Origin of the sequence: Hoylesella loescheii DSM 19665 = JCM 12249 = ATCC 15930, assembly GCF_000378085.1 — a bacterium.
GTDB classification, from domain to species: domain Bacteria; phylum Bacteroidota; class Bacteroidia; order Bacteroidales; family Bacteroidaceae; genus Prevotella; species Prevotella loescheii.
The window spans coordinates 36,673-58,851 of the sequence record NZ_KB899213.1; the positions used below are offsets into that span (position 1 = coordinate 36,673).

The 22,179-nt window shown below is 49.5% G+C and carries 23 protein-coding genes; 15 read left to right on the top strand and 8 right to left on the bottom strand.

The genetic code is table 11. The annotated features are described in order from the left end of the window. Positions 1 to 55: 55 nt before the first annotated feature. The 15 genes from F453_RS0105210 (at position 56) to F453_RS0105280 (ending at position 13,539) form a co-directional block, all read left to right on the top strand. Complete coding sequence (locus tag F453_RS0105210) at positions 56 to 1,273, top strand: beta-ketoacyl-[acyl-carrier-protein] synthase family protein (RefSeq protein ID WP_018967069.1); 1,218 nt, start codon at positions 56 to 58, stop codon at positions 1,271 to 1,273. Between the two features lie 91 nt (positions 1,274 to 1,364). After that, positions 1,365 to 1,937, top strand: a complete 573-nt coding sequence (locus F453_RS0105215; protein WP_033404181.1) for a hypothetical protein — start codon at positions 1,365 to 1,367, stop codon at positions 1,935 to 1,937. Positions 1,938 to 2,137: 200 nt separating this feature from the next. After that, positions 2,138 to 3,232: a FlxJ family methyltransferase gene (locus F453_RS0105220; protein WP_026292465.1), complete on the top strand. Its 1,095-nt coding sequence runs from the start codon at positions 2,138 to 2,140 to the stop codon at positions 3,230 to 3,232. 290 nt (positions 3,233 to 3,522) lie between these two features. Further along, entirely contained in the window at positions 3,523 to 3,771 is a 249-nt protein-coding gene (locus F453_RS0105225; RefSeq protein ID WP_009236905.1) for an acyl carrier protein, read from the top strand. A 22-nt stretch (positions 3,772 to 3,793) separates the two neighbouring features. Next, positions 3,794 to 4,690, top strand: a complete 897-nt coding sequence (locus F453_RS0105230; RefSeq protein ID WP_018967072.1) for a lysophospholipid acyltransferase family protein — start codon at positions 3,794 to 3,796, stop codon at positions 4,688 to 4,690. Next, positions 4,654 to 5,109, top strand: coding sequence for a hotdog family protein (locus F453_RS0105235; RefSeq protein ID WP_018967073.1), 456 nt, complete (start codon positions 4,654 to 4,656; stop codon positions 5,107 to 5,109). Before F453_RS0105230 ends, F453_RS0105235 begins: the two co-directional genes overlap by 37 nt. A gap of 217 nt (positions 5,110 to 5,326) precedes the next feature. Continuing rightward, positions 5,327 to 5,767 carry an acyl-CoA thioesterase gene (locus tag F453_RS0105240; protein ID WP_018967074.1) on the top strand — a complete coding sequence of 147 codons (441 nt, stop codon included), beginning with the start codon at positions 5,327 to 5,329 and terminating at the stop codon, positions 5,765 to 5,767. 262 nt (positions 5,768 to 6,029) lie between these two features. Continuing rightward, positions 6,030 to 7,790 carry a beta-ketoacyl synthase N-terminal-like domain-containing protein gene (locus F453_RS0105245; RefSeq protein ID WP_026292466.1) on the top strand — a complete coding sequence of 587 codons (1,761 nt, stop codon included), beginning with the start codon at positions 6,030 to 6,032 and terminating at the stop codon, positions 7,788 to 7,790. Between the two features lie 139 nt (positions 7,791 to 7,929). Continuing rightward, entirely contained in the window at positions 7,930 to 8,187 is a 258-nt protein-coding gene (locus F453_RS0105250) for a phosphopantetheine-binding protein (RefSeq protein WP_018967076.1), read from the top strand. Further along, complete coding sequence (locus F453_RS0105255; RefSeq protein WP_018967077.1) at positions 8,184 to 9,932, top strand: beta-ketoacyl synthase N-terminal-like domain-containing protein; 1,749 nt, start codon at positions 8,184 to 8,186, stop codon at positions 9,930 to 9,932. The genes F453_RS0105250 and F453_RS0105255 overlap by 4 nt, the downstream gene beginning before the upstream one ends. Beyond that, the gene (locus tag F453_RS0105260; protein WP_018967078.1) at positions 9,911 to 10,270 is read left to right on the top strand and encodes an EamA family transporter; all 360 of its coding nucleotides are present in this window, start codon (positions 9,911 to 9,913) and stop codon (positions 10,268 to 10,270) included. Before F453_RS0105255 ends, F453_RS0105260 begins: the two co-directional genes overlap by 22 nt. Before the next feature lie 334 nt (positions 10,271 to 10,604). Continuing rightward, positions 10,605 to 11,231, top strand: coding sequence for a flexirubin biosynthesis/transport protein LolA2 (gene lolA2, locus F453_RS0105265; RefSeq protein WP_026292467.1), 627 nt, complete (start codon positions 10,605 to 10,607; stop codon positions 11,229 to 11,231). A 53-nt stretch (positions 11,232 to 11,284) separates the two neighbouring features. Next, positions 11,285 to 11,752 carry a hypothetical protein gene (locus F453_RS0105270; RefSeq protein WP_018967080.1) on the top strand — a complete coding sequence of 156 codons (468 nt, stop codon included), beginning with the start codon at positions 11,285 to 11,287 and terminating at the stop codon, positions 11,750 to 11,752. After that, positions 11,736 to 12,098 (top strand): ApeI family dehydratase, encoded by a 363-nt coding sequence (locus tag F453_RS0105275; RefSeq protein ID WP_018967081.1) that lies wholly within the window; start codon positions 11,736 to 11,738, stop codon positions 12,096 to 12,098. The genes F453_RS0105270 and F453_RS0105275 overlap by 17 nt, the downstream gene beginning before the upstream one ends. Next, positions 12,091 to 13,539: a glycosyltransferase gene (locus F453_RS0105280; RefSeq protein ID WP_018967082.1), complete on the top strand. Its 1,449-nt coding sequence runs from the start codon at positions 12,091 to 12,093 to the stop codon at positions 13,537 to 13,539. Before F453_RS0105275 ends, F453_RS0105280 begins: the two co-directional genes overlap by 8 nt. 150 nt (positions 13,540 to 13,689) lie before the next feature. On the opposite strand, the gene F453_RS0105285 is transcribed toward F453_RS0105280, so the two are convergent. The 8 genes from F453_RS0105285 to F453_RS0105325 form a co-directional block, all read right to left on the bottom strand. Further along, a complete protein-coding gene (locus tag F453_RS0105285) occupies positions 13,690 to 14,427 on the bottom strand; it encodes a DNA alkylation repair protein (RefSeq protein WP_018967083.1) in 738 nt (245 codons plus the stop codon). 295 nt (positions 14,428 to 14,722) lie between these two features. After that, positions 14,723 to 14,887 (bottom strand): rubredoxin, encoded by a 165-nt coding sequence (rd, locus tag F453_RS15050; RefSeq protein WP_009230608.1) that lies wholly within the window; start codon positions 14,885 to 14,887, stop codon positions 14,723 to 14,725. Between the two features lie 119 nt (positions 14,888 to 15,006). Continuing rightward, positions 15,007 to 16,059, bottom strand: coding sequence for a glycosyltransferase family 9 protein (locus F453_RS0105295; protein WP_018967084.1), 1,053 nt, complete (start codon positions 16,057 to 16,059; stop codon positions 15,007 to 15,009). A gap of 69 nt (positions 16,060 to 16,128) precedes the next feature. Further along, positions 16,129 to 16,731, bottom strand: a complete 603-nt coding sequence (locus tag F453_RS0105300; protein ID WP_018967085.1) for a DUF4254 domain-containing protein — start codon at positions 16,729 to 16,731, stop codon at positions 16,129 to 16,131. A gap of 665 nt (positions 16,732 to 17,396) precedes the next feature. Continuing rightward, complete coding sequence (locus tag F453_RS0105305) at positions 17,397 to 18,482, bottom strand: FMN-binding protein (protein ID WP_018967086.1); 1,086 nt, start codon at positions 18,480 to 18,482, stop codon at positions 17,397 to 17,399. Positions 18,483 to 18,806: 324 nt separating this feature from the next. Continuing rightward, positions 18,807 to 20,366, bottom strand: coding sequence for an alkyl hydroperoxide reductase subunit F (gene ahpF, locus F453_RS0105310; RefSeq protein WP_018967087.1), 1,560 nt, complete (start codon positions 20,364 to 20,366; stop codon positions 18,807 to 18,809). Positions 20,367 to 20,646: 280 nt separating this feature from the next. Further along, complete coding sequence (ahpC, locus tag F453_RS0105315) at positions 20,647 to 21,213, bottom strand: alkyl hydroperoxide reductase subunit C (RefSeq protein ID WP_009236887.1); 567 nt, start codon at positions 21,211 to 21,213, stop codon at positions 20,647 to 20,649. 282 nt (positions 21,214 to 21,495) lie between these two features. After that, on the bottom strand, positions 21,496 to 22,110 hold the full coding sequence (locus F453_RS0105325) for a superoxide dismutase (protein WP_009236885.1): 615 nt from the start codon (positions 22,108 to 22,110) through the stop codon (positions 21,496 to 21,498). Positions 22,111 to 22,179: the final 69 nt, after the last annotated feature.

Sequence of the window (22,179 nt, forward strand, 5' to 3'; positions counted from 1 at the left end):
ACATTTGGCTTAACTCCTTAACTCCTTACTTCTTAACTCCTAAAAAAAAGACAACATGCAAAAAAGAGTAGCAATAACGGGCATCGGCGTTTGGGGATGCTTGGGAAAGAATACCGAAGAGACAATGGCTGCGCTACGGGCGGGGCAATCGGGCATCGGAATAGATGAAAACCGACTTACCTACGGCTATCAAAGTGCGCTGACGGGTATCGTAGAACGCCCCGTATTGAAGGGCTTGCTAGACCGTCGTATGCGCACCGGAATGGCCGAAGAAGGCGAATATGCCTTCATGGCTAGTCGTGAAGCATTCGCCATGGCGGGTATCAACGACGACTATCTGCTGGCCAACGAGGTGGGCTGCATCTTCGGAAACGACTCTTCTTCAACACCTGTTATCGAGGCGGCAGCCATCATGAGCGAGAAACACGACTCGCAATTGCTGGGCTCGGGCTACATTTTCCAGGCCATGAACTCAACGGTGACCATGAACCTAAGCACCATCTTCCACTTGCGAGGCATCAATTTCACCGTTAGTGCGGCATGTGCCAGTGGCAGCCACTCTATCGGACTGGGCTATATGATGATCAAGCAGGGTCTGCAAAGCATGGTGCTATGCGGTGGCGCACAAGAGGTGAATGTCTATTCGATGGCCACCTTCGATGCTCTTGGCGCTTTTTCGAAGCGCATGGACGACCCACAAAGCGCCTCGCGACCTTTCGATCGCGACCGCGACGGACTGATTCCGAGTGGTGGTGCGGCAGCATTGGTGCTTGAAGATTACGACCATGCCGTGGCACGAGGTGCTACGATATTGTGCGAAGTGGTGGGTTACGGCTTCTCGAGCAATGGTGGCGGCATATCGCAACCTAGCGACGAGGGCTCGGTTACGGCCATGACGCGAGCCTTGAACGATGCCAACCTGTCGCCTGCCGACATCGATTACGTTAATGCTCACGCCACATCCACGCCTCAGGGAGATATGTTCGAGGCCATTGCACTTGACCGACTGTTTGGCGAACACATGCCTTGGATTAGCTCTACCAAAGGAATGACAGGGCACGAATGTTGGATGGCGGGTGCAAGCGAGGTGGTTTACTCCATCTTGATGATGCAAGGCGGATTTGTTGCACCCAACATCAACTTCGAAAACCCCGACGAACACTCGGCCAAACTACGGTTGGCAACCCATCGTATAGACACGCAGGTAAACACCGTATTGAGCAATTCGTTTGGTTTTGGCGGAACTAACAGCGCACTTATCATTAAGAAATAACCTGCCACGCGCCTCGTTTTCGCTCGGTAAAACAGTGCTGCAGCGAACACGCAAGGCGTATAGGCAACACACCAAACTTAAACTTACCGTTATGAAACATCTTTTTTTGGCACTTGCTATGCTGGTCTTTGCATCCAAGGCGATGGCCGACAGCGACATGAACTTTATCAGGGGGAATGCCTGTATCGTAAACGATAACCGCAAATGTGTGGTTGAAGTAGACTACTCGGACCTGAATATCGAGGGTAAACCCTACATGCAATACCTGCAAGAGCGAGGTGAAGAGAACGTACGCGACTGGTCAAGCGACATGGAATTGTGCGTGAGCCAGTTTGTGGAGAAATGGAATAACGACAACAAAGATGGTCTTAAAGCCATTGCCGAAAAAGATGAGGGCACGCCCCTACGCCTCGTTGTGAAGATGAAACGCCTGCATCTGGGCATCGCCGCGCTAGCCGTGTTAATTGGCTTCGGTTCTGGGGATGCCCATTTGGCATGCGACGTGGAGATATACGACGGCAACAAGGAGATTACCAAACTTCGCATTGACGATCTTTCCAGTGGTAGCCAATACTCCGAGAGCAAACGCTTGCGCGACATCTTCAAGAAACTGGCCTCGCGTTCGGTGAAATGTCTCAAGAAGGCTTGTAAGAAACAGAAGTAGGTTCGTAAGCTTCTGGCTGGGTGAGTCTTTCGGTTTTACCGCACGTAGGTTTGAAGGTTGTCTGTCTTGAGCCTAACACCCCACAGGCTTCTTTACAAACCCATGGCGCCATGAACTTACAAAGTCATTGGCTTACTCATCAACTTACGCCTCAACTCAGAAACTCATAAACTAGTAAACTCATATACTTAGTACATTATATGCATCTCTTTCCCGCATTATCTAAGAGGTATAGCCACGAGCGCATGTCGGCTGGCGAAGCCCAACGCATGGCCCAATTCATTGCTTGGGCACCAATGGTGTTTCAGGTTTCACGCCTAATGGTGAAGTTCGGCATACTCGACATGCTGCGCGACAACCAAGACGGACTTACGCAAGACGAACTTGTACAGCGCACCAAGCTATCACCCTATGCCATCAAGATACTCACCGAGGCGTCGCTCTCGGCTGGTATCGTACTAGTTGAAGAAGAAACGGGCCGCTTCTCGCTGTCGAAAACGGGCTGGTTCTTGCTCACCGACGACTCTACGCGCGTGAACATGGACTTCAACCACGATGTTAACTATCGCGGGATGTTCTTCTTAGAAGAGGCTTTGAAGAACGAAAAGCCCGAAGGATTGAAAACTCTTGGCGATTGGCCCACCATCTACGAGGGGCTTTCGAAACTGCCCGAAGAGGTGCAAAAAAGCTGGTTCGGGTTCGACCACTTTTATAGCGACAACTCGTTCGACGAGGCTTTGAACATCGTTTTCGCCAATAACCCGCGCCATTTGATGGACGTTGGCGGCAATACGGGTCGCTTTGCGCTGCGCTGCGTGGCCCATTCGGCCGATGTTAACGTAACCATCGTAGACCTCCCAGGTCAAATAGGCATGATGCGAAAGAACATATCCGGTAAGACGGGGGCAGAACGCATTGCCGATTATGCCGCTAACATGCTCGACAACGCTAGCGAACTGCCCAAGGGAGAATGGGATGCGATATGGATGAGTCAGTTTCTCGACTGCTTCTCGGAGGCTCAAATAGTGGCCATCTTGCAAAAGGCGGCCGCCGTGATGACCCCTCAAACGCGCCTATTCATTATGGAAACGTTCTGGGACAGACAGCAGTATGAAACCACAGCCCTATGCCTAACCATGACCAGTGTTTACTTCACGGCCTTGGCCAACGGCAATTCGAAGATGTATCACAGCGAAGACATGGCTCGGTTGATAGCGGAAGCGGGTCTGAAAGTGGTGACCACGCACGACGGAATAGGTCGCGGGCACAGCATTTTGGAAGTTTCGCTTCCCTAATGCATGCGCTAACGCGGTCATTAAGTCGGCACAACATACAGTAAAAAACGCAGGCTTGGAGAATGAATGGCCATTAAGCGATGATCCATACCCAAGTGCAAAATTCAGTACAAGTGCCTTGTAGGGTGACTACAAACCACTTGTAGCCTGACTACAAAAGGCTTGTAGCCACAGTACAAAAGGGCTTGTACTGATACGTCGACGAAAAAAGCGTTATTGACAGACGACATTTCAGAGGCCATTCGTTTTGAAAACAAGGTGACAAAGAACATTAATTATACACTATAAATATGTCTAGACAAGAAATTGAAGAAAAAGTAAGAGAATTCCTCATTGAGGATTTGGAGATTGATGAAGATAAGATTGTTCCCGAAGGAAAGCTCAAAGACGACCTGGGCATCGACAGCCTAGACTTCGTTGACATCGTGGTTATCGTGGAAAAGAAATTCGGATTTAAGATTAAACCCGAAGAAATGGCTGGCATAACCACCCTAGGACAATTCTGCGACTATATCGAAAGTAAGGTGAACAACGCCTAAACGCGATTCGCATAGGGCTTATATGGAATGGCAAGGCAGAACCGACGGTAACCGATGGATGCAACAGCAACTTATAAATTGCTTTCGCTTCCTCTCCCTCCACATCTATTATATGGGCGTGGCGGTAGTGGTGCCGTTCTATATGCTTTTTGGCAAGGGGTTCAAGGCTAGCTATGGGTTCTATCGCAAAAGGTTTGGATGGAGTGCCCTGAAGTCTTTTTGGTGGAGTTATAAAAACCACTATCGCTTCGGGCAGGTGATGATCGACCGCTTTGCACGCTATGCAGGCAAGACGTTTACCCTTACCACCGAGAACCTCGAACTGTATAACGAACTGGAACAAGGCGACGATGCCTTCGTGATGCTTAGCGCCCATGTGGGCAACTACGAAATGGGCGGCTACACGTTGGTGGCCAAGCGCAAATGCATACACATGCTGGTGTTTGCCCAAGAAACGGAAACGGTGATGGAAAACCGACAAGAACAGTTCGGGCGAACCAACATCCGCATGATACCCGTTGGCAATGGGATGAACCATCTCTTTGCCATTAACGAGGTGCTTACCACTGGCCAGATACTCAGCATGACTGCCGACAGGCGGTTTGGCTCGGAAAAGGCTGTTGTTTGTCGTTTCTTTGGGGCCGATGCGCTCTTCCCCCTTGGTCCGTTTGCCACCATTGCGCAGCGCGATGTGCCTACGCTGGTGGTGCTGGTGGTAAAAACCGGCATCAAGCGTTATCACGCAGTGTTGAAGCGTTTGCCCATACCCGATTCGCATTTGCCACGCAAAGAACGTATAAGGCAATTGGCACAGGCCTACGCCGACGAACTGGAACGCGTGGTGAGGCAACATCCCGAACAATGGTTTAACTTCTTTAGTATATGGACAACAACCACATGCCCGACCCACAAAGCGTGAACGTGAGGGAGCTTTTGCCCCAACAGCCGCCATTTGTAATGGTAGACTGTTTGCTAAGCTTCGACAACGACACCACCGTTTGTGGCTATCGCGTGCCGGAAGATGGCGTGTTCAGCGACAACGGGCGTCTTTGTGCCGCAGGGTTGGTAGAGAACGTCGCCCAAACTTGTGCCGCACGACTGGGCTTTTACAATAAATACGTGCTCAATCGTCCCGTTCAGCTGGGCTTTATCGGTGCCATTCGCAACTTCTGCGTTGCCCGTCTGCCCCGCGTTGGCCAACAACTCGTAACCACCATACACGTAGAAGAAAACGTGATGGGCATGACCTTGGCTTCGGCAAAGGTGGAATGCGAAGGCGAAACGGTGGCCACAACGGAGATAAAGATTGCGTTGATAGAAACAGAAGTAAAGGAGTAGAGTAGTAAGAAGTAAGTAGTGGAGTAGTAAGGAAGAAAGTAATAAGTAGTGAGTAGTAACGAGATTAGTCGGCAGTTATGTTGACATGTGTCACTTCGTCAACCCACAAGCCCAATCATTCACGAAAGCTACTGCTCAGAACTTCCAAATCTGCACCGCTATTGGCTTAGCTGCTCACTACCTACGACTCTATTACTTACTCCTAAAAAAAGAAAAAATGTCCCTTCAAGCATCCAAAGAAATAGAGGTAAGGTTTAGCGAAGTAGACTCGATGAACGTGGTGTGGCATGGCTCGTACGCCCTTTACTTCGAGGATGCACGCGAGGCTTTCGGGGCCAAATATGGTCTGGAATACCTCACCATCGCCGATAATGGCTACTATGCACCACTTGTCGAGCTGACGTTTAAGTATCGGCAGCCCATCGTTTACGGCATGAAATGTCGCATCGACATCTTCTACGTGCCTACCGAAGCCGCCAAAATCGTGTTCGACTACGAGATAAGACGCACCGAAGACAACGCGCTGATGGCTACAGGACATAGCGTGCAGGCCTTCATGAATAAGCAATACCAACTGGAATGGTATCGTCCGCCCTTCTATCAAGAGTGGCAAGAGCGGTGGAAGGTGAGTAGTAAGGAGGTAAGTGGTAAGGAGTAAGTAGTAAAAGGAATAGGTAGTAGGGAGGTAAGTAGTAAGGAGTAAGTAGTAAAAGGAAATAGGTAGTAAGGGGAAGTAGTAAAGGAGTAAGTAGTAAAAGGAATAGGTAGTAAGGGGAAAGTAGTAAGGAGTAAGTAGTAAAAGGAATAGGTAGTAGGGGGAAGTAGTGAAGTGGTGAGTAGTGGTTTAGTAGGTTTTTATGCCGACGAAGACGCCCAAACGCCGCGGAAAAAGCACCGCACACCTATTTAATAAACAAAAGATGACGCATTGCATTGCACACAACATATCGTCGCCCTTAGGCTGGACGAGCGAGAAAAACTTCGCAGCCGTGCTACAAGGACCCACCCAACTGACTACCCACGAGGGTAAATGGGGACTTCCGCAAAGCTTTGTGGCGTCTCTCTTCGACGATAACGCCGTGGAGGAACGCTTCAAAAGCCACGTGGGCGATGTGGGTTTGCCCCTCTCGCGCTTTGAGATGCTCGTCGTCTTGTCCGTAAAACAGGCAGCCGAACAGGTTAAGATAGACCTTGGCAGCCGTGATGTGGGCATCGTTATCGCCACAACAAAAGGCAATGTAGAGTTGCTTTCGCCCACTAATCAGCCCCATATACCGCGCCAACGCATGCTTATTGCACCTTCGGCAGAGGCCATTGCCCGCGCTTTGGGCAATCCCAACACGCCCCATGTTGTGTGCAACGCCTGCATTTCGGGGGCTCATGCCCTGCTCTTTGCCCACCACTTGCTGGAATTAGGTCGCTATCGGCAGGTCGTTGTTTGTGGTTGTGATGTGCAATCGGCCTTCATCGTGTCGGGTTTTCAGTCGTTCAAGGCTTTCTCGCAAGCACCTTGCAAGCCCTTCGACCTCTATCGCGACGGACTGAACCTTGGCGAAGCGGCGGCAACGATGATATTGTCGACCACTGAACCAACAACCCAACGCGCATGGCGCATTGAAGGCGGAGCCGTTAGAAACGATGCCTACCACATCTCAAGTCCATCGAAAAAGGGTGAGGGATGTTATCGGGCGTTGATGTCGATGGGTGTAGACGATGCCGAGAACCTCGCTTTCGTCAGTGCGCACGGCACTGCCACGCCCTACAACGACGAGATGGAAGCCAAGGCTTTGCATCGTGCAGGTCTCTCGGATGTACCGGTTAACGCCTTCAAAGGCATTTACGGACATACCATGGGCGCAGCTGGCGTTCTTGAAACTATCCTTTCGATGATGGCAATCGAAGACGGAATAGTGCCGCCTACCATGGGTTTCGGCGAGTTAGGGGTAAGTAAGCCCTTGCATATCAGTGCGCAACAGCAACCCACCAGCAAGCGTTCGTTCGTTAAAATGCTGTCGGGCTTCGGTGGATGTAATGTTGCCATGAGGTGGCAATGGGCTGAAAGCGAACCTGATAATAACGAAATGCAGGGCGAAAGTTATGCGCAGCCCATGCTTACAGCACTCCGCCACGTGCGGATAACGCCCCAAGGGGTGTGGATAGATGGCCATGTGCTGCCCGTTGATGGCACTAACAGTGCGCTGCTCACAGCCCTCTACAAGCAATGGGCCAACGATTACCCCAAGTTCTACAAGATGGATGGCCTTAGTCGGCTGGCTTTCGTGGCAGGCGAATTGCTTACCAAGGCAACAGCGGGGCAACCGAGCATGGCGTTAGCCGATAATACGGCCATCGTTTTCGTAGGCAATAGCGGCTCGTTGGCAAGCGACATCAAGTATCAAGACACCATTCGGCAGGCCGACAACTTCTTTCCCTCGCCTGCCCACTTTGTCTACACCCTGCCAAACATCGCCACTGGCGAACTGGCCATACGTCATAACGTGTACGGCGAAACGGCTTTCTTCATCGCATCGCAACCCGATGAGGCGCAAATACAAACGCTGTTGCAGACGGTAGCAATGGATGGAGAGGCAACGCACGTGCTAGGCGGATGGCTGGAATACGAAGCCGACGACCACTTCGAAGCCCAAATAGCATTATATGTAGTGGGTCGCGAAGAGTAAGAACTGAATGCAGGGCGTTTAAATCCTTGTAACAAGGAGAATAACCCCTCACCCAATAGCCTGCAAAGGCAAACAAGCAAGCATAAACCTAATGGCGCATTGCACAGCCCTTGCGCCAAAAACATAACGACAACATAAAATGGAAGAACTAAAAGAAACCTTGAAGAAGCAAATCATCGAGGCCTTGTCGCTAGAAGATATGAGGCCCGAAGACATCGACGATGCCGCTCCCTTGTTCGGCGACGGACTGGGATTAGACTCTATTGACGCGCTGGAACTCATCGTGTTGATGGAAAAACAATATGGCATTCGCCTGAACAACCCCTCTGATGGCAAAGCCATCTTGGCTTCGGTAAACACCATGGCCGAGTATATAGAGAAAAATCGCACAAAATGATTGTTGTTACCGGAACGGGAATAGTATCTGCCATCGGCACAAACACGCCCGAAGTGGCGCGCGCTTTGTTAGCCGACACTAACGGCATTGCCCCTGTTCGTTTCTTGGAAACCCAACACAGGCAGATGCCCGTGGGCGAAGTGAAGCTCTCTAACGAAGACTTGGCCCAACGGTTGGGTGTGCCCTGCACTGCGCAAACTTCGCGAACGATGCTTCTCGGCACGCTGGCTTTGCGTGAGGCGTTGGCCATGGCGGGCATAAGCAGCGAGCACTTGGCGGATGTGGCGTTGGTTTCGGGTACCACAGTGGCCGATATGGACTGTGCCGAACACCGTTTCGACGCAGCCCAGAGCTGTAATTCGCTGGGCGATTGCGGTCGTTCTACCGAGGAGATGGTTCAGCATATAGGCCCGTTCGGTTTCGTAACAACATGCAGCACGGCCTGTTCGTCGGCTGCCAATGCCTTCATCCTGGGGGCAAACTTACTGCGTTCGGGGCGCTTCAAACAAGTGGTTGTAGGCGGAACGGAATGTCTTTCGCGCTTCCATTTCAATGGGTTCCGATCGCTGATGATACTCGATGGCGAGCCATGTCGCCCCTTCGACGACACTCGCGCAGGACTAAATCTGGGTGAGGGAGCCGCATTCGTGGTGCTCGAAACAGCCGAAAATGCCGCCCAACGCGGTGCTGAGGCCTTGGCCGAACTTAGTGGATGGGGCAACGCTTGCGACGCTTTCCATCAGACGGCTTCGTCGGACGATGGGATAGGGGCCGTACTTTCCATGCGGCAAGCCTTGCAAAGGGCGGGCTTAAAGCCTGCCGACATCGACTACGTGAATGCTCACGGCACGGGAACACCCAACAACGATGCTAGCGAAAGCGTGGCTTTGCGCAGCGTTTTCGGTGAGAAGGTGCCCCCTGTGTCGTCTACCAAATCGCGAACAGGCCACACCACGAGCGCATCGGGTAGTATCGAATCCGTTATTTGTTTGTTGGCCATGCGCCAAGGATTTATCCCGAGCAACCTCAATTGGCAAAAGGCTATGGCCGATGGCATCGTTCCCGTGGCGCAAACGCTGCGCGAACAGCAGCTACGCCATGTGCTTTGCAATTCATTTGGCTTTGGTGGTAACGACACTTCACTGGTGTTTTCGGCACTGCCAACAAGCAAACAGTCATCTCAAAGGCCAACGTTACGCCCCGTTTATGTGAAAACCGCGGTGCAGTTTGCCGATATTCCCGAGGCTGAACTGCCACGTATCCCGCCGTTAGTATCCCGCCGATTGAGCGGTGTTTTAAGGCGTGCGCTGCTCACTTCGCTTGTTACTTTGAAACGTGCAGGCATCGAACAGCCGCAAGCCATCATCACAGGTACGGCCATGGGCTGTGTTGATGAGACCGAGAAGTTTCTCCGCGAACTGGCGAACGATGGTGAGGGGAGTTTGAAGCCCACCAATTTCATCCACTCTACGCACAACACCATCAGTAGCCTTATTGCCATTCACACCCATTGCCACAGCTATAACAGCACCTATGCGCATGGTCAACGTTCGCTGGAAAGCGCGTTAACCGACGCTTGGTTGCAGATAGCCTTGGGCGATTTGGAAACGGCTTTGGTGGGATGGCACGATGAAGAGGGACAAATAGCCATCTCGATGGTACTTACAAACGAAGCGGATGGGGCGGAATACACGCTCAATTCGCTTGAAGACGTTAGGCAACTATGTTCAAATTACTCGCATTAGCCCTTGTGCAGTCGGCCCTGTTGGCTTCCATACAGGTAACATTAAAGCTCTCTTTGCAGCAAATTGGCGCTTTCTCATGGTCGTGGGCGTTCTTCGCTCGCGCATTCACCTGCGTTTGGTTTGCTGTTTGCGGGATCTGTTATGCCCTTTCAACGGTGCTGTGGCTCTACATTTTGAAGCACTATCCGCTTAGTCAGGCCTATCCCTTGATAAGCCTTAGCTACGTGATGGGTATGCTTGCTGCCGTGTTTATCTTCCACGAAACCGTGCCGATGGTTCGTTGGTTGGGTGTGGCATTTATCATGGCAGGTGTGGTGATGGTGAGTTATCAGGGATGAGGGAGTAAGTAGTTAAGGAGTTATTGGAGTAAAGGAGTTAAGCCGAATGCTTCTAATAAGGAGTAAAGGGAGTAAATAGTAAGGAGTAAGTAGTTAAGGAGTTAAGGAGTTAAGCCAAATGTCTAGGTGGCGTTAGCCATTTTTTCACCCTTTCACCTTTTCACCCTTTCACCTTTAAGGAGTAAAGCCAGATGCTTGCCACGATATGTAACTTATTGCTGCCAATACTCGTCAAATAATATAATCACAAGGCAATTCACAGCCATTTTACCTTGAAGAGGAGGCTGGGATGAGGCTGGCAGAGGTTGTAAATGAGGCCATTTATTCAATTGATATGAACCATATATTATCCATAATATTACTTTTCGTGCCACTAATAGGTCATGCACAAACCGCGGTAAACGGTGAAAAGGCCGAGCAGATGATGCAGAAGGTGGGCGAAGTAGCGCAGAAAACGAAGAGTTTGCAGTGTTCGTTTACCCAAACGAAGACGCTCAAGATGTTGAATCAGAAAATGATTGTGAAGGGAAGGATGTGTTACAGTCAGCCATCCAAGTTACGATGGCAGTATATTTCACCCTACCAATACACCTTTATTCTTAACGGAACGAAGGTGTTGATGAAGAGCGCGCAACGCAAAGACGTGATCGACGCTGCCAAAAATAAGGTGTTTCGCGAGATAACGGCTATCATGCTCAGCAGTCTTACGGGCGAATGCCTCAATGATAAGCAGAGGTTTAAGACGCAGATGTTTGTTGATGGCGACAAGTGGATTGCCCAACTAACGCCCCTTAAAAAGGAAATGAAGCAGATGTTTAGCCTGCTTGTCATCACCTTCGACAGCAAACAGCTCATCGCTACCACCGTAGAGATGCGCGAAAAGGGTGGCGACAACACCCGCATCGAACTGCATCAGGTGAAGAAAAACGTTGCCGTGAGCGACGAGGAATTTAAAATCTAAGGCAATGTTATGCTTTCCAGGGCTTTTGGTAGCCTAGCCTTTGTAGACATTCTATGTGTTTTAGGCATCCTGGCTTTGTTCCCATTCGTCCCATTTATCTCATCCCTCTAATTCATCAACCCATGCGCACGCTCACCCTTTCCATAGTTCTTATATGGCTTTCTATCGCTTCGCTTTCGGCCCAAGGCCGACGTTGGAACGTAGAGTTAAGCTTCAAAAAGGCGGGCATAACAGGCCTTTGCATCATTGATACCGTAGAGCAACAGCCACGCGGAACCATCTTTAACGAGTTTGGATTAAAGATGGTAGACTTCGCGTGCATGCCCAACGGCAAGGTGAAGCTATATAATCTGGTGCCCATGCTCAACAAATGGTATATCCGTCGCGTGCTGCGCCACGACCTGCAACAAATCGTTCCGCAACTGGTTACGCGTGATTCGTTGACATACGAAAACCCTAAACGCCACATCACCTACCGATTTAAACCCCTTAAACCGACAGAAGATGAAACTGAAAGATAATTTTTACACCATCGAAAACGCTACGCACGATGCCGATAACCATGTTTTCGATGTGCGACTCAACCCCAGTCATGCCATCTACGCTGCGCATTTCCCCGACAATCCCATAACGCCGGGCGCATGTACGCTGCAAATGGTGGGCGAATTGACTGAAGAAGTGGCGGCCAAGCCCTTGCAACTGGCCTGTGCCAAGAACGTGAAATACCTTGCGCCACTTACCCCAATGGCTACGCCTTGCCCCACTTTCGCCCTCAATATACGCCAAGAAACCAACTCTTGGCTGGTGAAGGCCGAAGTGAAAAACGGCGAACAGGTGTTTGCCAAACTATCTTTGGTATATGAATAACAGCCGTGTGTGCGTGGTGATACCCACCTACAACAATGCTGCCACGCTGTCTGGCGTGGTGCAAGGGGTGGCCGAATACACGCCAAACATCATCGTGGTGAACGACGGAAGCACCGACGACACCGCCCAACTACTAGCAACGCATTTCTCTGAACTATGCGTTGTTACTCACCCACGCAACCGCGGCAAGGGTGCAGCTCTGCTTAGCGCATTCAAAAAGGCGCAAGACATGGGCTATACGCATGCCATTACCATCGATGCAGATGGTCAGCACACGCCAACCGACCTGCCTTTGTTCTTCAAAGCTATACGCCAAGCGCCCAATGCCATAGTGGTGGGCAACCGTTTTGATGCTGGCAAGTTCTCGGAAACCAACAATCGCAATATGAATGGGCAAAGTAAGTTTGCCAATAGGTTCAGTAACTTCTGGTTTGCGTTACAAACGGGTCGGCGTTTACCCGATACCCAGACTGGCTTTCGTGCCTATCCGTTGCGCTTACTGCGATGGTTGCCCTTGGTGACAAGCCGTTACGAGAGCGAATTAGCTTTGCTGGTGTTTGCCGCTTGGCACAATGTGCGCACCATTTCGATACCCATCAACGTGCATTATCCGCCCCGCGAAGAGCGCGTTAGCCACTTCCGACCTGCAGTTGACTTTGCCCGCATCAGCGTTCTCAACACCTTTCTCACCTTCTTCACCTTCGTCTACGCCATTCCGCGTAAGATTTTGCGTGTGGTTTGCACGGCAGGCGTACTGCTGTTGCTCTTTGTGCTGATGTTCTTTTTGCAGATAGGCATGTTGGTTTATTTCCTATCGCATCGCGTAAGCGAAGCAGAACGCATGGGCTTTCATGCCCTTATACAGCGCATTGCCCGCACACTGCTGCGCCTTTTGCCTGGTATAAAGACGCGTTTCGACAATCCTACGGGCGAAGATTTTATGCGGCCAGCCATCATTGTTAGTAACCACCAAAGCCATCTCGACTTGCTTTGCATCCTTGCGCTAACTCCCCGTATGGTGATACTTACTAAGCGGTGGGTGTGGTACAATCCGCTGTATGCCGTGGCCATACGTTTCGCCGAGTATTTACCTGTTACGCGCAATATAGAAGACAACGAGAAGCGCATAGCTAGCCTTGTTAAGCGCGGTTATAGCGTGATGTTGTTCCCCGAAGGCACACGTTCGGCCTCGCTCAAAGTTCAACGTTTCCATCAAGGCGCATTTTATTTGGCACAGCGTTTTCAGCTAGACATTGTGCCCGTGTTGCTCTATGGCACGGGGCATGTGCTTAATAAGCGTGCCCGAACCCTATCGCCTGGCGACATTGTGGTAACTACGCTTCGCCGAATACCTTTGTCGCAGTTTGATGAAGGTATAACTCCGCGAGAACTGGCAAAACATTTTAGGCGGATGTATGTTGAAGAATTGGAGCAAGACTGATAAGAAAAGCAAAACAAATGGATAAATAAAGATGGGATAAGTCGTTTTGAAGCACTTATCCCATCTTTGTTATTTGTCGCTATCACTTCTGACAAGTGAGGTTGGAACGAAGCACTTACGCCCAGAGAGGCATAAAGAAGCGAAATACGCTTATTGAATTTTGCGAGTGGCTCTTTTTATAATCCATTGGGTATGCAGGTTCTCTGAAGCTTTCCAACGCTCAATTAAAGGCACAACCGCTTCTCTATTTACTTTGAGCCAATCGGTAAGATGGTTGGCAACCGATTTCTTCACGAACAGCACCTCGTCTTCTTTTAGCAATTCCAAGATACGGAAAACAGGTGCGGGATTTTCTATAAACGTATCTAGTTTGCTAGCCCAAGGCAATTTCGGACGAAGTCCTTCGCTGGCCAATCGGCGTAAATGGAAGTTGGGCGATTTAGCCCATTGCTCGATGATTTTGAGCGATGCCTCGGGGTATTCCCTGATATAGGGTCGCACGGCATACTCTCCCGTATTTCTTTTGGTTATCTCTGCGATGGCATTCATCGATAGTTCGAAATGCTCGATACCGTATTCCTGCACAAATTTACCAATGGGCAGAATCCAATAGTAGTGAGTGAACATCCCAGTTTCATGTGGATTCTCCTCGCCCAGAATCTCCACGAGAACGGGTAGGGCCTTCTTGTAATCTGTTGGCAGGTATTTTCTTAGCAGTTCGGCAAGCGTAGCCACACGCTGCGTATAGCTTTGGCCCACCGTTTTGCTGTCTGTGTCTTGTATAAAGTGGTCTGCGTCAAACTCAGGATATACCTTGCAGATTTTCTCGGCTAACAATTCGGCGAGATTTGCTCCAAACTGTTCGGTAATACTGTAATTGGTTCCCATTGTTTTGGCTATTGAAGTAAAAGTGATTTATTATTTTCGTTGCTCTACGATAAGTCCCCAAAAAAGCTGAAGAGGGTGGTTATCAATCGCCGAATTGATGTGATTGAGCCCTCCTTCTTTAAATGCCAAACGTCCCATTCTTAACCCATGGGTTGTTTTGCGCATAGAAATTGGCTCATGCCCTTTCGCAAGTAGCCCTATAAAACACCTGACGATTAAAATAAACTGTCCGATAAAAGCCTCCCATTGTTTTGAGAATAACCTTTATCGGACAGCGATAATATATTAAGACCTTTTATTCTTCTACAACCGAGAAATCGTCTTTTCCTACTCCGCAGATGGGGCAAACCCAATCTTCAGGAATATCTTCGAAAGCCGTTCCGGGCTCAATGCCACCATCGGGATCACCCACTGCGGGGTCGTAAATCCATCCACAGGTCTCGCAAATGTACTTCTTCATAATCTTTTCGCTTTAATTGTTTATAATGATAATTGTATTTGTGAAATTATAAAATCAACCAACGGCGCGTGCCCATCGGGCTCTATACCGCGGTATACTTTGTTATCCAAGTTCTTTCCCTATTGTTTGTTCAGCACTCGCTTTACCTTTTCGTAAACCATTTCTGGCGAAATGTTTCGCAAACAGGCAAGGTCGCCACGCAAGCAAGGCTTGTTTCCGAAGATGCTACATGGTCTACAACCTAACTCTATCTGAATGGCGTTGAGCGGTTTTTGCCCCCAACCCATAAAGCCTGCATAAGGATGGGTTGCCCCCCAAATGCTAACCACGGGCGTATTAACCAGCGAGGCAAAGTGCATATTGGCACTATCCATGCTCACCATCACGTCGAGGTGGCTCATCAACACCAGTTCTTGCGCTATGCCACTAAGCACCGCCGAGGCGTTAACACACTGCGCGTTGCGCGAAACCATGCCGTTGATGACGGGATCTTCGTTGGGCCCTTTGCCAAAGAGGAACACACGACACGAAGGATGTTCCTTCGTAATCATCGTTATCACTTTTTCGAGCATCTCGGGCGGATAAACCTTCTGTTTGTGAGCAGCAAAAGGCGCAATGCCAATCCACTCTTGAAAAGCCTTTTTCGTACCTATCTCGGGCGGAAGAAACCGTAGATTGCCCCCTTGGGGTGGGAAGATGGAAGTGAAATCCAGCTTCACGGGATAGCCCAGCTTGGCAAAAACGTCGGCATAGTTTTGGAAAGCTGTGGGCAAGGGCTTCATCACCTTGTTGGTGGTAGCCACTAGCCGTTGGCGTTCAGAACGATGTTTGTCGATATGTTCCACCCGATAGCGAGCCAAATTAAACCGCAATCGCAGGTAGCTAGACCGCAACACGTCGTGCAAGTCGGCCACTGCCGTGATATTCTTAGCCACGATGCGCTTGTATAGCGCATTGAGTCCGCCAATTCCGCGATACTCGTTTTTGATGTCGGCCGCCATAAATCCCACGTTAGGAGCAAGCCCTTCGAAGAACGGGCGTGCAAAGGGACGGCTTAGAAACGTTATCCGCAGATGTGGATATTGCCTTGCCAAGGCTTGTACCACAGGCACGGTCATGGCTATATCGCCCATGGCCGAGAAGCGGATGATAAGAATATGTTCGGTCTTCACACTGTTGCGGGTATTAGTTTTTGGCTTGGTAGCGAAATGCCCATTGCGCAGATGCGCACTCGAAGGCCTTTACTTCTTGTACAATACGGGGTTTGTAGCCGGGTCGTTGTACATCTTCATCTGTCGGTACACCTTCATGTAGATGCGCCCCTCCTCAATGTCGGCCAGCAATTGGTCGATAGCGGCCGAAAGGTCTACCTGCTGTTCCAACAGGATATTTAGCTTACCTTCGCAGCGTTCGCGGTGTTCGGCATCAACGTCGTTACGTTCCACCTGTTCGCGCATGTGATAAATCTTCAGCGCGAGAATCGAAAGGCGGTCTACAGCCCATGCCGGACTCTCTGTATTTAGTCGTGCTTCGGGCTGCGGTTTCACATTGGCGTACTTCTGGCGGAAGTAACTGTCAATCTGTTCCACCAAGTCGGTGCGGTCTTGGTTAGAGCGGTCGATGCGCCGTTTGAGGTTCAAAGCCTCCACGGGATCGATGTGTGGGTCGCGTATAATGTCTTCAAAATGCCATTGCACGGTGTCAATCCAGCATTTTAGATACAAGCGATTTTCTATCGTTTCCCTTTTGTAAGGGTTGTTGATAGGCGTGTCGATGTTGTCGGTGACATGGTAGTCACGTATCGCCTGATTGAAAATCTCGTTGCAAATTTTAGTAAAAGACATAGTTTTTGCTGTTTTAATGTTACTGTACTGCTGCCTTCGCATATTTCCTAAGCTGAAGTTAGCCGCAGCCTATTTTATGCAAAGATAGTGCAAATGAGCGCAATGCAAGCTTGCTTGCATATTGCCGAATGCAGCCTATTTTATGCAAAGATATGTGTTTTATTTTAATTCCACAACGAAAAAGCCATGAATATTTTCTGTTGGTACATAGGTATAAACTATCAGAATATTTAAGCTTGCTTCGCGTGTGCGTACACATAATATGGTGTAGGCATTTTGGGGGTATGTCACTTTAATGCACCTTGCACTTCGTTCAACCGCATAACGCCAAATCGTCAATAAGCGTTTATCCCGCTATATGTTAGCTCCTTTTATGCGTTTTAGCTTTTATCGTGTTGTTACAGCTAAGTTGGAATCCAGTTCCATATCAACTGGAACCCTGTTCCAACTTAGCTGGAACTGGATTCCAACTTAGCTGTAACACGGGTCCAAGATGTATGTAACTCGACAAGAGCTGTGAAAGCTCTGTTTTAGGGCTTATCTCATGCGTTTTGAAAGGGTAGTTCTTGTTGGGCGTTTTTTCATTAGAAGTACATCCTAGGGATAAATTGCAGTATTCATTATGCACTTTATCAAGTGCTGCTTTAATGATTTGCCCACGCCCGTTACTTGCCCAAGTGCTGCGCTTGCTTAAAGAGCGTACCCGTTGGGCATACAAAACGGCAGTAGGGACGCGGCACCCAGATGGCCAGCACCATAAATAGGGTGGCCAAAGCAAGCACTACCCACGAGGCCGATTGGATGATGAAGGCCACGAATATCTCGTAGTTCATCCACGAAGCCCATACGCCCGTTACGAGCAACACCATCAAAACGGCCCACAAGATGCGGCGAAAGAGGTCGAGCTGAGCGGTAAGGCGTTTGCTCATTTTCCATTTATGGCGCGTGTTGAGCTTTCCCGCGAGGTCTTGTAACGAACCACACGGACAGATATGTGTGCAATAATGCGTTTTCTTTCCAAAGAAAGGATAGACGAAAGCCGTGATGAGCATCACCAGCGGAACAATGCTTGTCCAGGGATTAAGGCCATTGGCCACGTAGTTAATCAATAAGGAATAATCGATGAACATGCCTGTCCAGAAGCCTAACACGGCTACATTAAGCGCCATTTGTACCATTCGCCACCACTTGTTTTTGGTAAACAGCGGCACGATGGCACCCAACAGCACCACCAACAATGCAGCCAGGGCAGGCAACGAGTGGTCTATCTGCTGCCAAAGGCGTGGCTTTTCGGCATCGGCCTTAGCGTAATGCAACGACCGTTGCACGCCCGTGATAATGGCGCGCGAAGTGTATGTGGCTCCACTTACCGCATCTACCTTGGCAGCTAGTGCCTCATCGGTGGTTTTTCCGTCCCATGCGGTGAGCAATTGTTTGGCTTCGTCGAAGAAGTCGGGCGTTTCCGAGTTCTGCAATACCTCAACTTTCTGCACCTTGCCATCCTTCATATACACCTTTAAAGGCACGGGACCGGCATATCCTTGCACGTCTTTGCAAAGCAGGGCGGAGTTTATCACGATGGTTCCATCAGACAAAGTTTGCAACGTATCGATGCTTTGTGTGGTGGTAGAATCGGTTTTATGCGCCTTGAAATCGTGGCCAAACACCTTGCCTTCCTTAGTTAGGGCGGCTACGGCAAGCACAATTAGACAAGTGAGAAAACTTAGGATATGCTTAACTTTTTGTGGCATTGTTCGTTTCTTGAGGGATTAATTCACATACAAAGGTAATGGTTTTAAAGGGAAAGGGGAAAGAGTGAAAGGGGGAAAGGGTGAAAAAGTGAAAGGGTAAAAAGGTGAAAAGATGGGAAAAAGGAAAAAGTGAAAAGGTGAAAAAGTGAAAAAATGGGAAAGATGGAAGGGTGAAAAGATGGGAAAGGGGAGAAAGTGAAAAGGTGAAAAAGTAGAGAGATGTTGCCTCGCTTCTTGAAAGAAGCGTTGTAGTTGGCAAAGCATCATTTTACTTTTTCACCTTTTCAACACTTTATTTTTTACCTTTTCAGCCTTTCTTCTTTTTTAGATAAGGCCTCTAATTCTATCGTCGAATGCCGAGAGAGCAGCCTTTGCGCCCTCGCCCATAGCGATAACAATCTGCTTGTAAGGCACGTTGGTGCAGTCGCCAGCAGCGTAAACGCCTGGTATGCTGGTGCGACAAGTGGCGTCAACTTCTATCTCGCGCCTTTCGTTCAGTGGCAGCGCGTCGCGGAAATGCTCGGTGTTGGCTGCTAAACCAATCTGCACGAAGACACCATCGAGGGCTATTTCGCGCTCCTCTTCGTTGGTACGATCTTTCACGCGGATGGCCGTTACGTGGTTGCCATCACCCAAAACGCGGGTCGTTTGCGACGACTTGAATATCTCGATGTTGGGCATCGATGCCGCCTTTTCTTGCAAAACGGTGTCGGCACGCAGGGTGTCGGCAAATTCAAGTACCGTAACGTGTTTGCAAATTCCTGCAAGGTCGATGGCCGCTTCGATACCCGAATTGCCACCGCCAACCACGGCCACGTTCTTACCTTTATAGAAAGGACCATCGCAATGGGGGCAGAAATGCACGCCCTTACCCATGTATTTGGCTTCATCGTCTACATTCAGACGTCGCCAGCTGGCACCTGTGGCCACCACAACTGCAGGCGCAACGAACACTTCTCCACCCTTGGCGTACACGCGTTTGGGTGATTGCGAGAAGTCGACGCTATCCAACTTGCGGTTCTCGAATATCTCAACGGGGTAGTGACCGATATGTGAGCGCAGGTCGTCGGCCAGTTGCGCACCCGTGGTTTGGGGTACCGACACCAGGTTTTCAATGCCAACGGTGTCTTTAACCTGACCTCCGATGCGACCGGCAACCACTGCTACCTTCAAGCCTTTTCGTGCCGAGTAGATAGCGGCAGCAGCTCCAGCAGGTCCTCCGCCGATAACAACGAGGTCGAATTGTCTTTCAACGGGTTCGGCATTGTTGTCGTCTTCGCTTCCGAACATGTCTTCGAGTTTGCCAAGAAGTTCTCCAAGGTCGCCACGACCTATGTGCAGCAATTCTCCATTGGCATAAACAGCGGGCACAGCCTGTATGTTTAATCGCGCCACTTCATCTTGGAAGAGGGCTCCGTCAATCATTTCGCTGCTCACCCTGCTGTTTGTCAATGCCATGATGTTGAGTGCCTGCACCACGTCGGGGCAGTTAGTGCACGTCAACGACACGTATGTTTGTAGCTTTATGTCGCCCTTGAGGTTTGCAATTCGCCTGCTAATGGCCTCGTCGGGTAGGTTTTTTCCTTTCCCGTCGGCATTAAGAATGGCCAAGAGAAGTGAGGTGAACTCGTGTCCGTTGGGAATTCCGCGGAAGGTGATGCCTACTGGTTGTCCGCCTTTAAGTAGCGAGAACGACAGCTGGGCGTCGTTGGTGTCGGTGAAATTGGCCGACAGATGTGTCGAGGTAGACACAAAATCGTTGACAAACGCTTTAAGTTCTGCTGCTTCGGCGCGTGATGCGTCGGTGCGAACATCAAGGGTATAGTCGTTTTCTAAGCCAGCGAATACGTCGCTAACTTGTTTGAGTATCGAGGTGTCGAGCATTGTCTTGGGCTTTCTTTAAGGAGTCTGTGTGATGGGAAACGCTTGTTTTTCTAGGCTTTTTAGGGCTTTCATGCATCCTGATATCCTAGTGCATTTCCGCTTTTAGGTGGCATTGCTGCCTTTTATAACTCTACTAATATTCTAAAAAATGATAGGTATGCCTTTTAGAAAAGCACTTAGATGAGTTGCCCCCATCCCCTACAAGCGAGGAGATATGGGGACAACGGGAAAATATATAGGGATTTGTTTACTATCGTCAAATACCTAAATGTGGTTCGGATTACAGCTTACCAACGAGGTCGATGCTGGGTTTCAGCGTCTCGGCGCCTTGCTTCCACTTGGCGGGACAAACCTCACCGGGGTGAGAAGCTACGAATTGAGCGGCTGCAACCTTGCGAACCAGCTCTTCGGCGTTACGGCCTACGCTGTTGTCTTGTATCTCAGCGATCTTGATTTTGCCTTCGGGGTTAACCACAAAGGTACCACGATAAGACATGCCTTCTTCTTCGATGAACACGCCGAAGCCTTTAGCCAGCACGCCGAGAGGGTCGGCCAGCATGGTATAGTTGATCTTCTTGATGCTGTCTGATGCGTCGTGCCATGCCTTGTGTACAAAATGCGTGTCGCAGCTAACCGAATAAACCTCAACACCCATTTTCTTCAGCTCTTCGTATTTCTCTGCCAAGTCAACCAATTCGGTAGGACAAACGAAGGTGAAGTCTGCTGGATAGAAGAAGAAAACGGCCCATTTGCCTTTTACATCTTCGCTAGATACGGTTCTGAACTCGCCATTTTGAAAAGCCTGCACCTTAAATTCGGGCAGCATAGAATTGATAATTGATTGCATAATAAATATAAGTTGTTTTGTCGTCGGTGACGTTGGTGCGCGTTCTTGTTCTTTTTTCGTTCTTCGAAAAGTACGTTTGGTCTTTCCACTTCGCTAAAAGCTCCGTGCGGGCCATTTGCATTTCTCGCCTTGGTTATGCACAAGCAAGCTTGGCATCACTGATTTGGCGTAACGAAAACGTTGCATGAGCGCGCCCCAACGACGGCCGACAAGTGTGATTTGATTTTGTTTTAATGTTGTTTTGGAAATCTATTTGAAGTGCGGATGCGTAGTTGTCGCAGCTTATTTAAGGCGACTTTCAACCACGTTCCAGTCGATAATGTCCCACAAAGCGGCCAAGTGGTCAACGCGACGGTTCTGGTAATCCAGATAGTAAGCGTGTTCCCAAACGTCTATTCCCAAAATGGGGTTGTTGCCATGACGTAGTGGATTGCCTGCGTTAGGTTCCTTGGTGATAACCAATTTGCCGTTCTTGTCTTGTGAGAGCCATGCCCAACCCGAGCCGAAAAGCGTTGCACCAGCTTGTGCGAACTCTTTCTTGAAGTTCTCAACGCTACCGAAATCGCGTACCAAAGCTTCTGCAATCTTGCCCGTAGGCTCGTTACCCTTAACGGGCGACTTAAACTGCAAGAAGTAGAAAATGTGGTTAAGCGTCTGTCCGGCATTATTGAAGATAGGACCGTCGGGTGCTGCCTTCACGATGTCTTCTACGCTCTTGCCCTCGAATTCAGTGCCTTGGATAAGCGTGTTCAGGGTGTTTACGTAGTTTTGAAGATGCTTTCCGTAGTGGAAATCTATCGTTTGCTCGCTGATAACAGGTTCCAATGCGTTATTTGCGTATGGAAGTGTCGGCATTGTTATACTCATAATCGTTAATAATAAGTTGGTTAAAAACATTTGTTGTTTATTTATTTACGATTGCAAAGTTATGAACATTATCGACAGCTTCAAACAGATAATATCTAT

Bases quoted from the DNA above. Each gene is read 5' to 3' on its own strand.
- F453_RS0105210 (WP_018967069.1), top strand. From the start codon at position 56: ATGCAAAAAAGAGTAGCAATAACGGGCATCGGCGTTTGGGGATGCTTG.
- F453_RS0105215 (WP_033404181.1), top strand. From the start codon at position 1,365: ATGAAACATCTTTTTTTGGCACTTGCTATGCTGGTCTTTGCATCCAAG.
- F453_RS0105220 (WP_026292465.1), top strand. From the start codon at position 2,138: ATGCATCTCTTTCCCGCATTATCTAAGAGGTATAGCCACGAGCGCATG.
- F453_RS0105225 (WP_009236905.1), top strand. From the start codon at position 3,523: ATGTCTAGACAAGAAATTGAAGAAAAAGTAAGAGAATTCCTCATTGAG.
- F453_RS0105230 (WP_018967072.1), top strand. From the start codon at position 3,794: ATGGAATGGCAAGGCAGAACCGACGGTAACCGATGGATGCAACAGCAA.
- F453_RS0105235 (WP_018967073.1), top strand. From the start codon at position 4,654: ATGGACAACAACCACATGCCCGACCCACAAAGCGTGAACGTGAGGGAG.
- F453_RS0105240 (WP_018967074.1), top strand. From the start codon at position 5,327: ATGTCCCTTCAAGCATCCAAAGAAATAGAGGTAAGGTTTAGCGAAGTA.
- F453_RS0105245 (WP_026292466.1), top strand. From the start codon at position 6,030: ATGACGCATTGCATTGCACACAACATATCGTCGCCCTTAGGCTGGACG.
- F453_RS0105250 (WP_018967076.1), top strand. From the start codon at position 7,930: ATGGAAGAACTAAAAGAAACCTTGAAGAAGCAAATCATCGAGGCCTTG.
- F453_RS0105255 (WP_018967077.1), top strand. From the start codon at position 8,184: ATGATTGTTGTTACCGGAACGGGAATAGTATCTGCCATCGGCACAAAC.
- F453_RS0105260 (WP_018967078.1), top strand. From the start codon at position 9,911: ATGTTCAAATTACTCGCATTAGCCCTTGTGCAGTCGGCCCTGTTGGCT.
- lolA2 (WP_026292467.1), top strand. From the start codon at position 10,605: ATGAACCATATATTATCCATAATATTACTTTTCGTGCCACTAATAGGT.
- F453_RS0105270 (WP_018967080.1), top strand. From the start codon at position 11,285: ATGTGTTTTAGGCATCCTGGCTTTGTTCCCATTCGTCCCATTTATCTC.
- F453_RS0105275 (WP_018967081.1), top strand. From the start codon at position 11,736: ATGAAACTGAAAGATAATTTTTACACCATCGAAAACGCTACGCACGAT.
- F453_RS0105280 (WP_018967082.1), top strand. From the start codon at position 12,091: ATGAATAACAGCCGTGTGTGCGTGGTGATACCCACCTACAACAATGCT.
- F453_RS0105285 (WP_018967083.1), bottom strand. From the start codon at position 14,427: ATGGGAACCAATTACAGTATTACCGAACAGTTTGGAGCAAATCTCGCC.
- rd (WP_009230608.1), bottom strand. From the start codon at position 14,887: ATGAAGAAGTACATTTGCGAGACCTGTGGATGGATTTACGACCCCGCA.
- F453_RS0105300 (WP_018967085.1), bottom strand. From the start codon at position 16,731: ATGTCTTTTACTAAAATTTGCAACGAGATTTTCAATCAGGCGATACGT.
- F453_RS0105305 (WP_018967086.1), bottom strand. From the start codon at position 18,482: ATGCCACAAAAAGTTAAGCATATCCTAAGTTTTCTCACTTGTCTAATT.
- ahpF (WP_018967087.1), bottom strand. From the start codon at position 20,366: ATGCTCGACACCTCGATACTCAAACAAGTTAGCGACGTATTCGCTGGC.
- ahpC (WP_009236887.1), bottom strand. From the start codon at position 21,213: ATGCAATCAATTATCAATTCTATGCTGCCCGAATTTAAGGTGCAGGCT.
- F453_RS0105325 (WP_009236885.1), bottom strand. From the start codon at position 22,110: ATGTTTTTAACCAACTTATTATTAACGATTATGAGTATAACAATGCCG.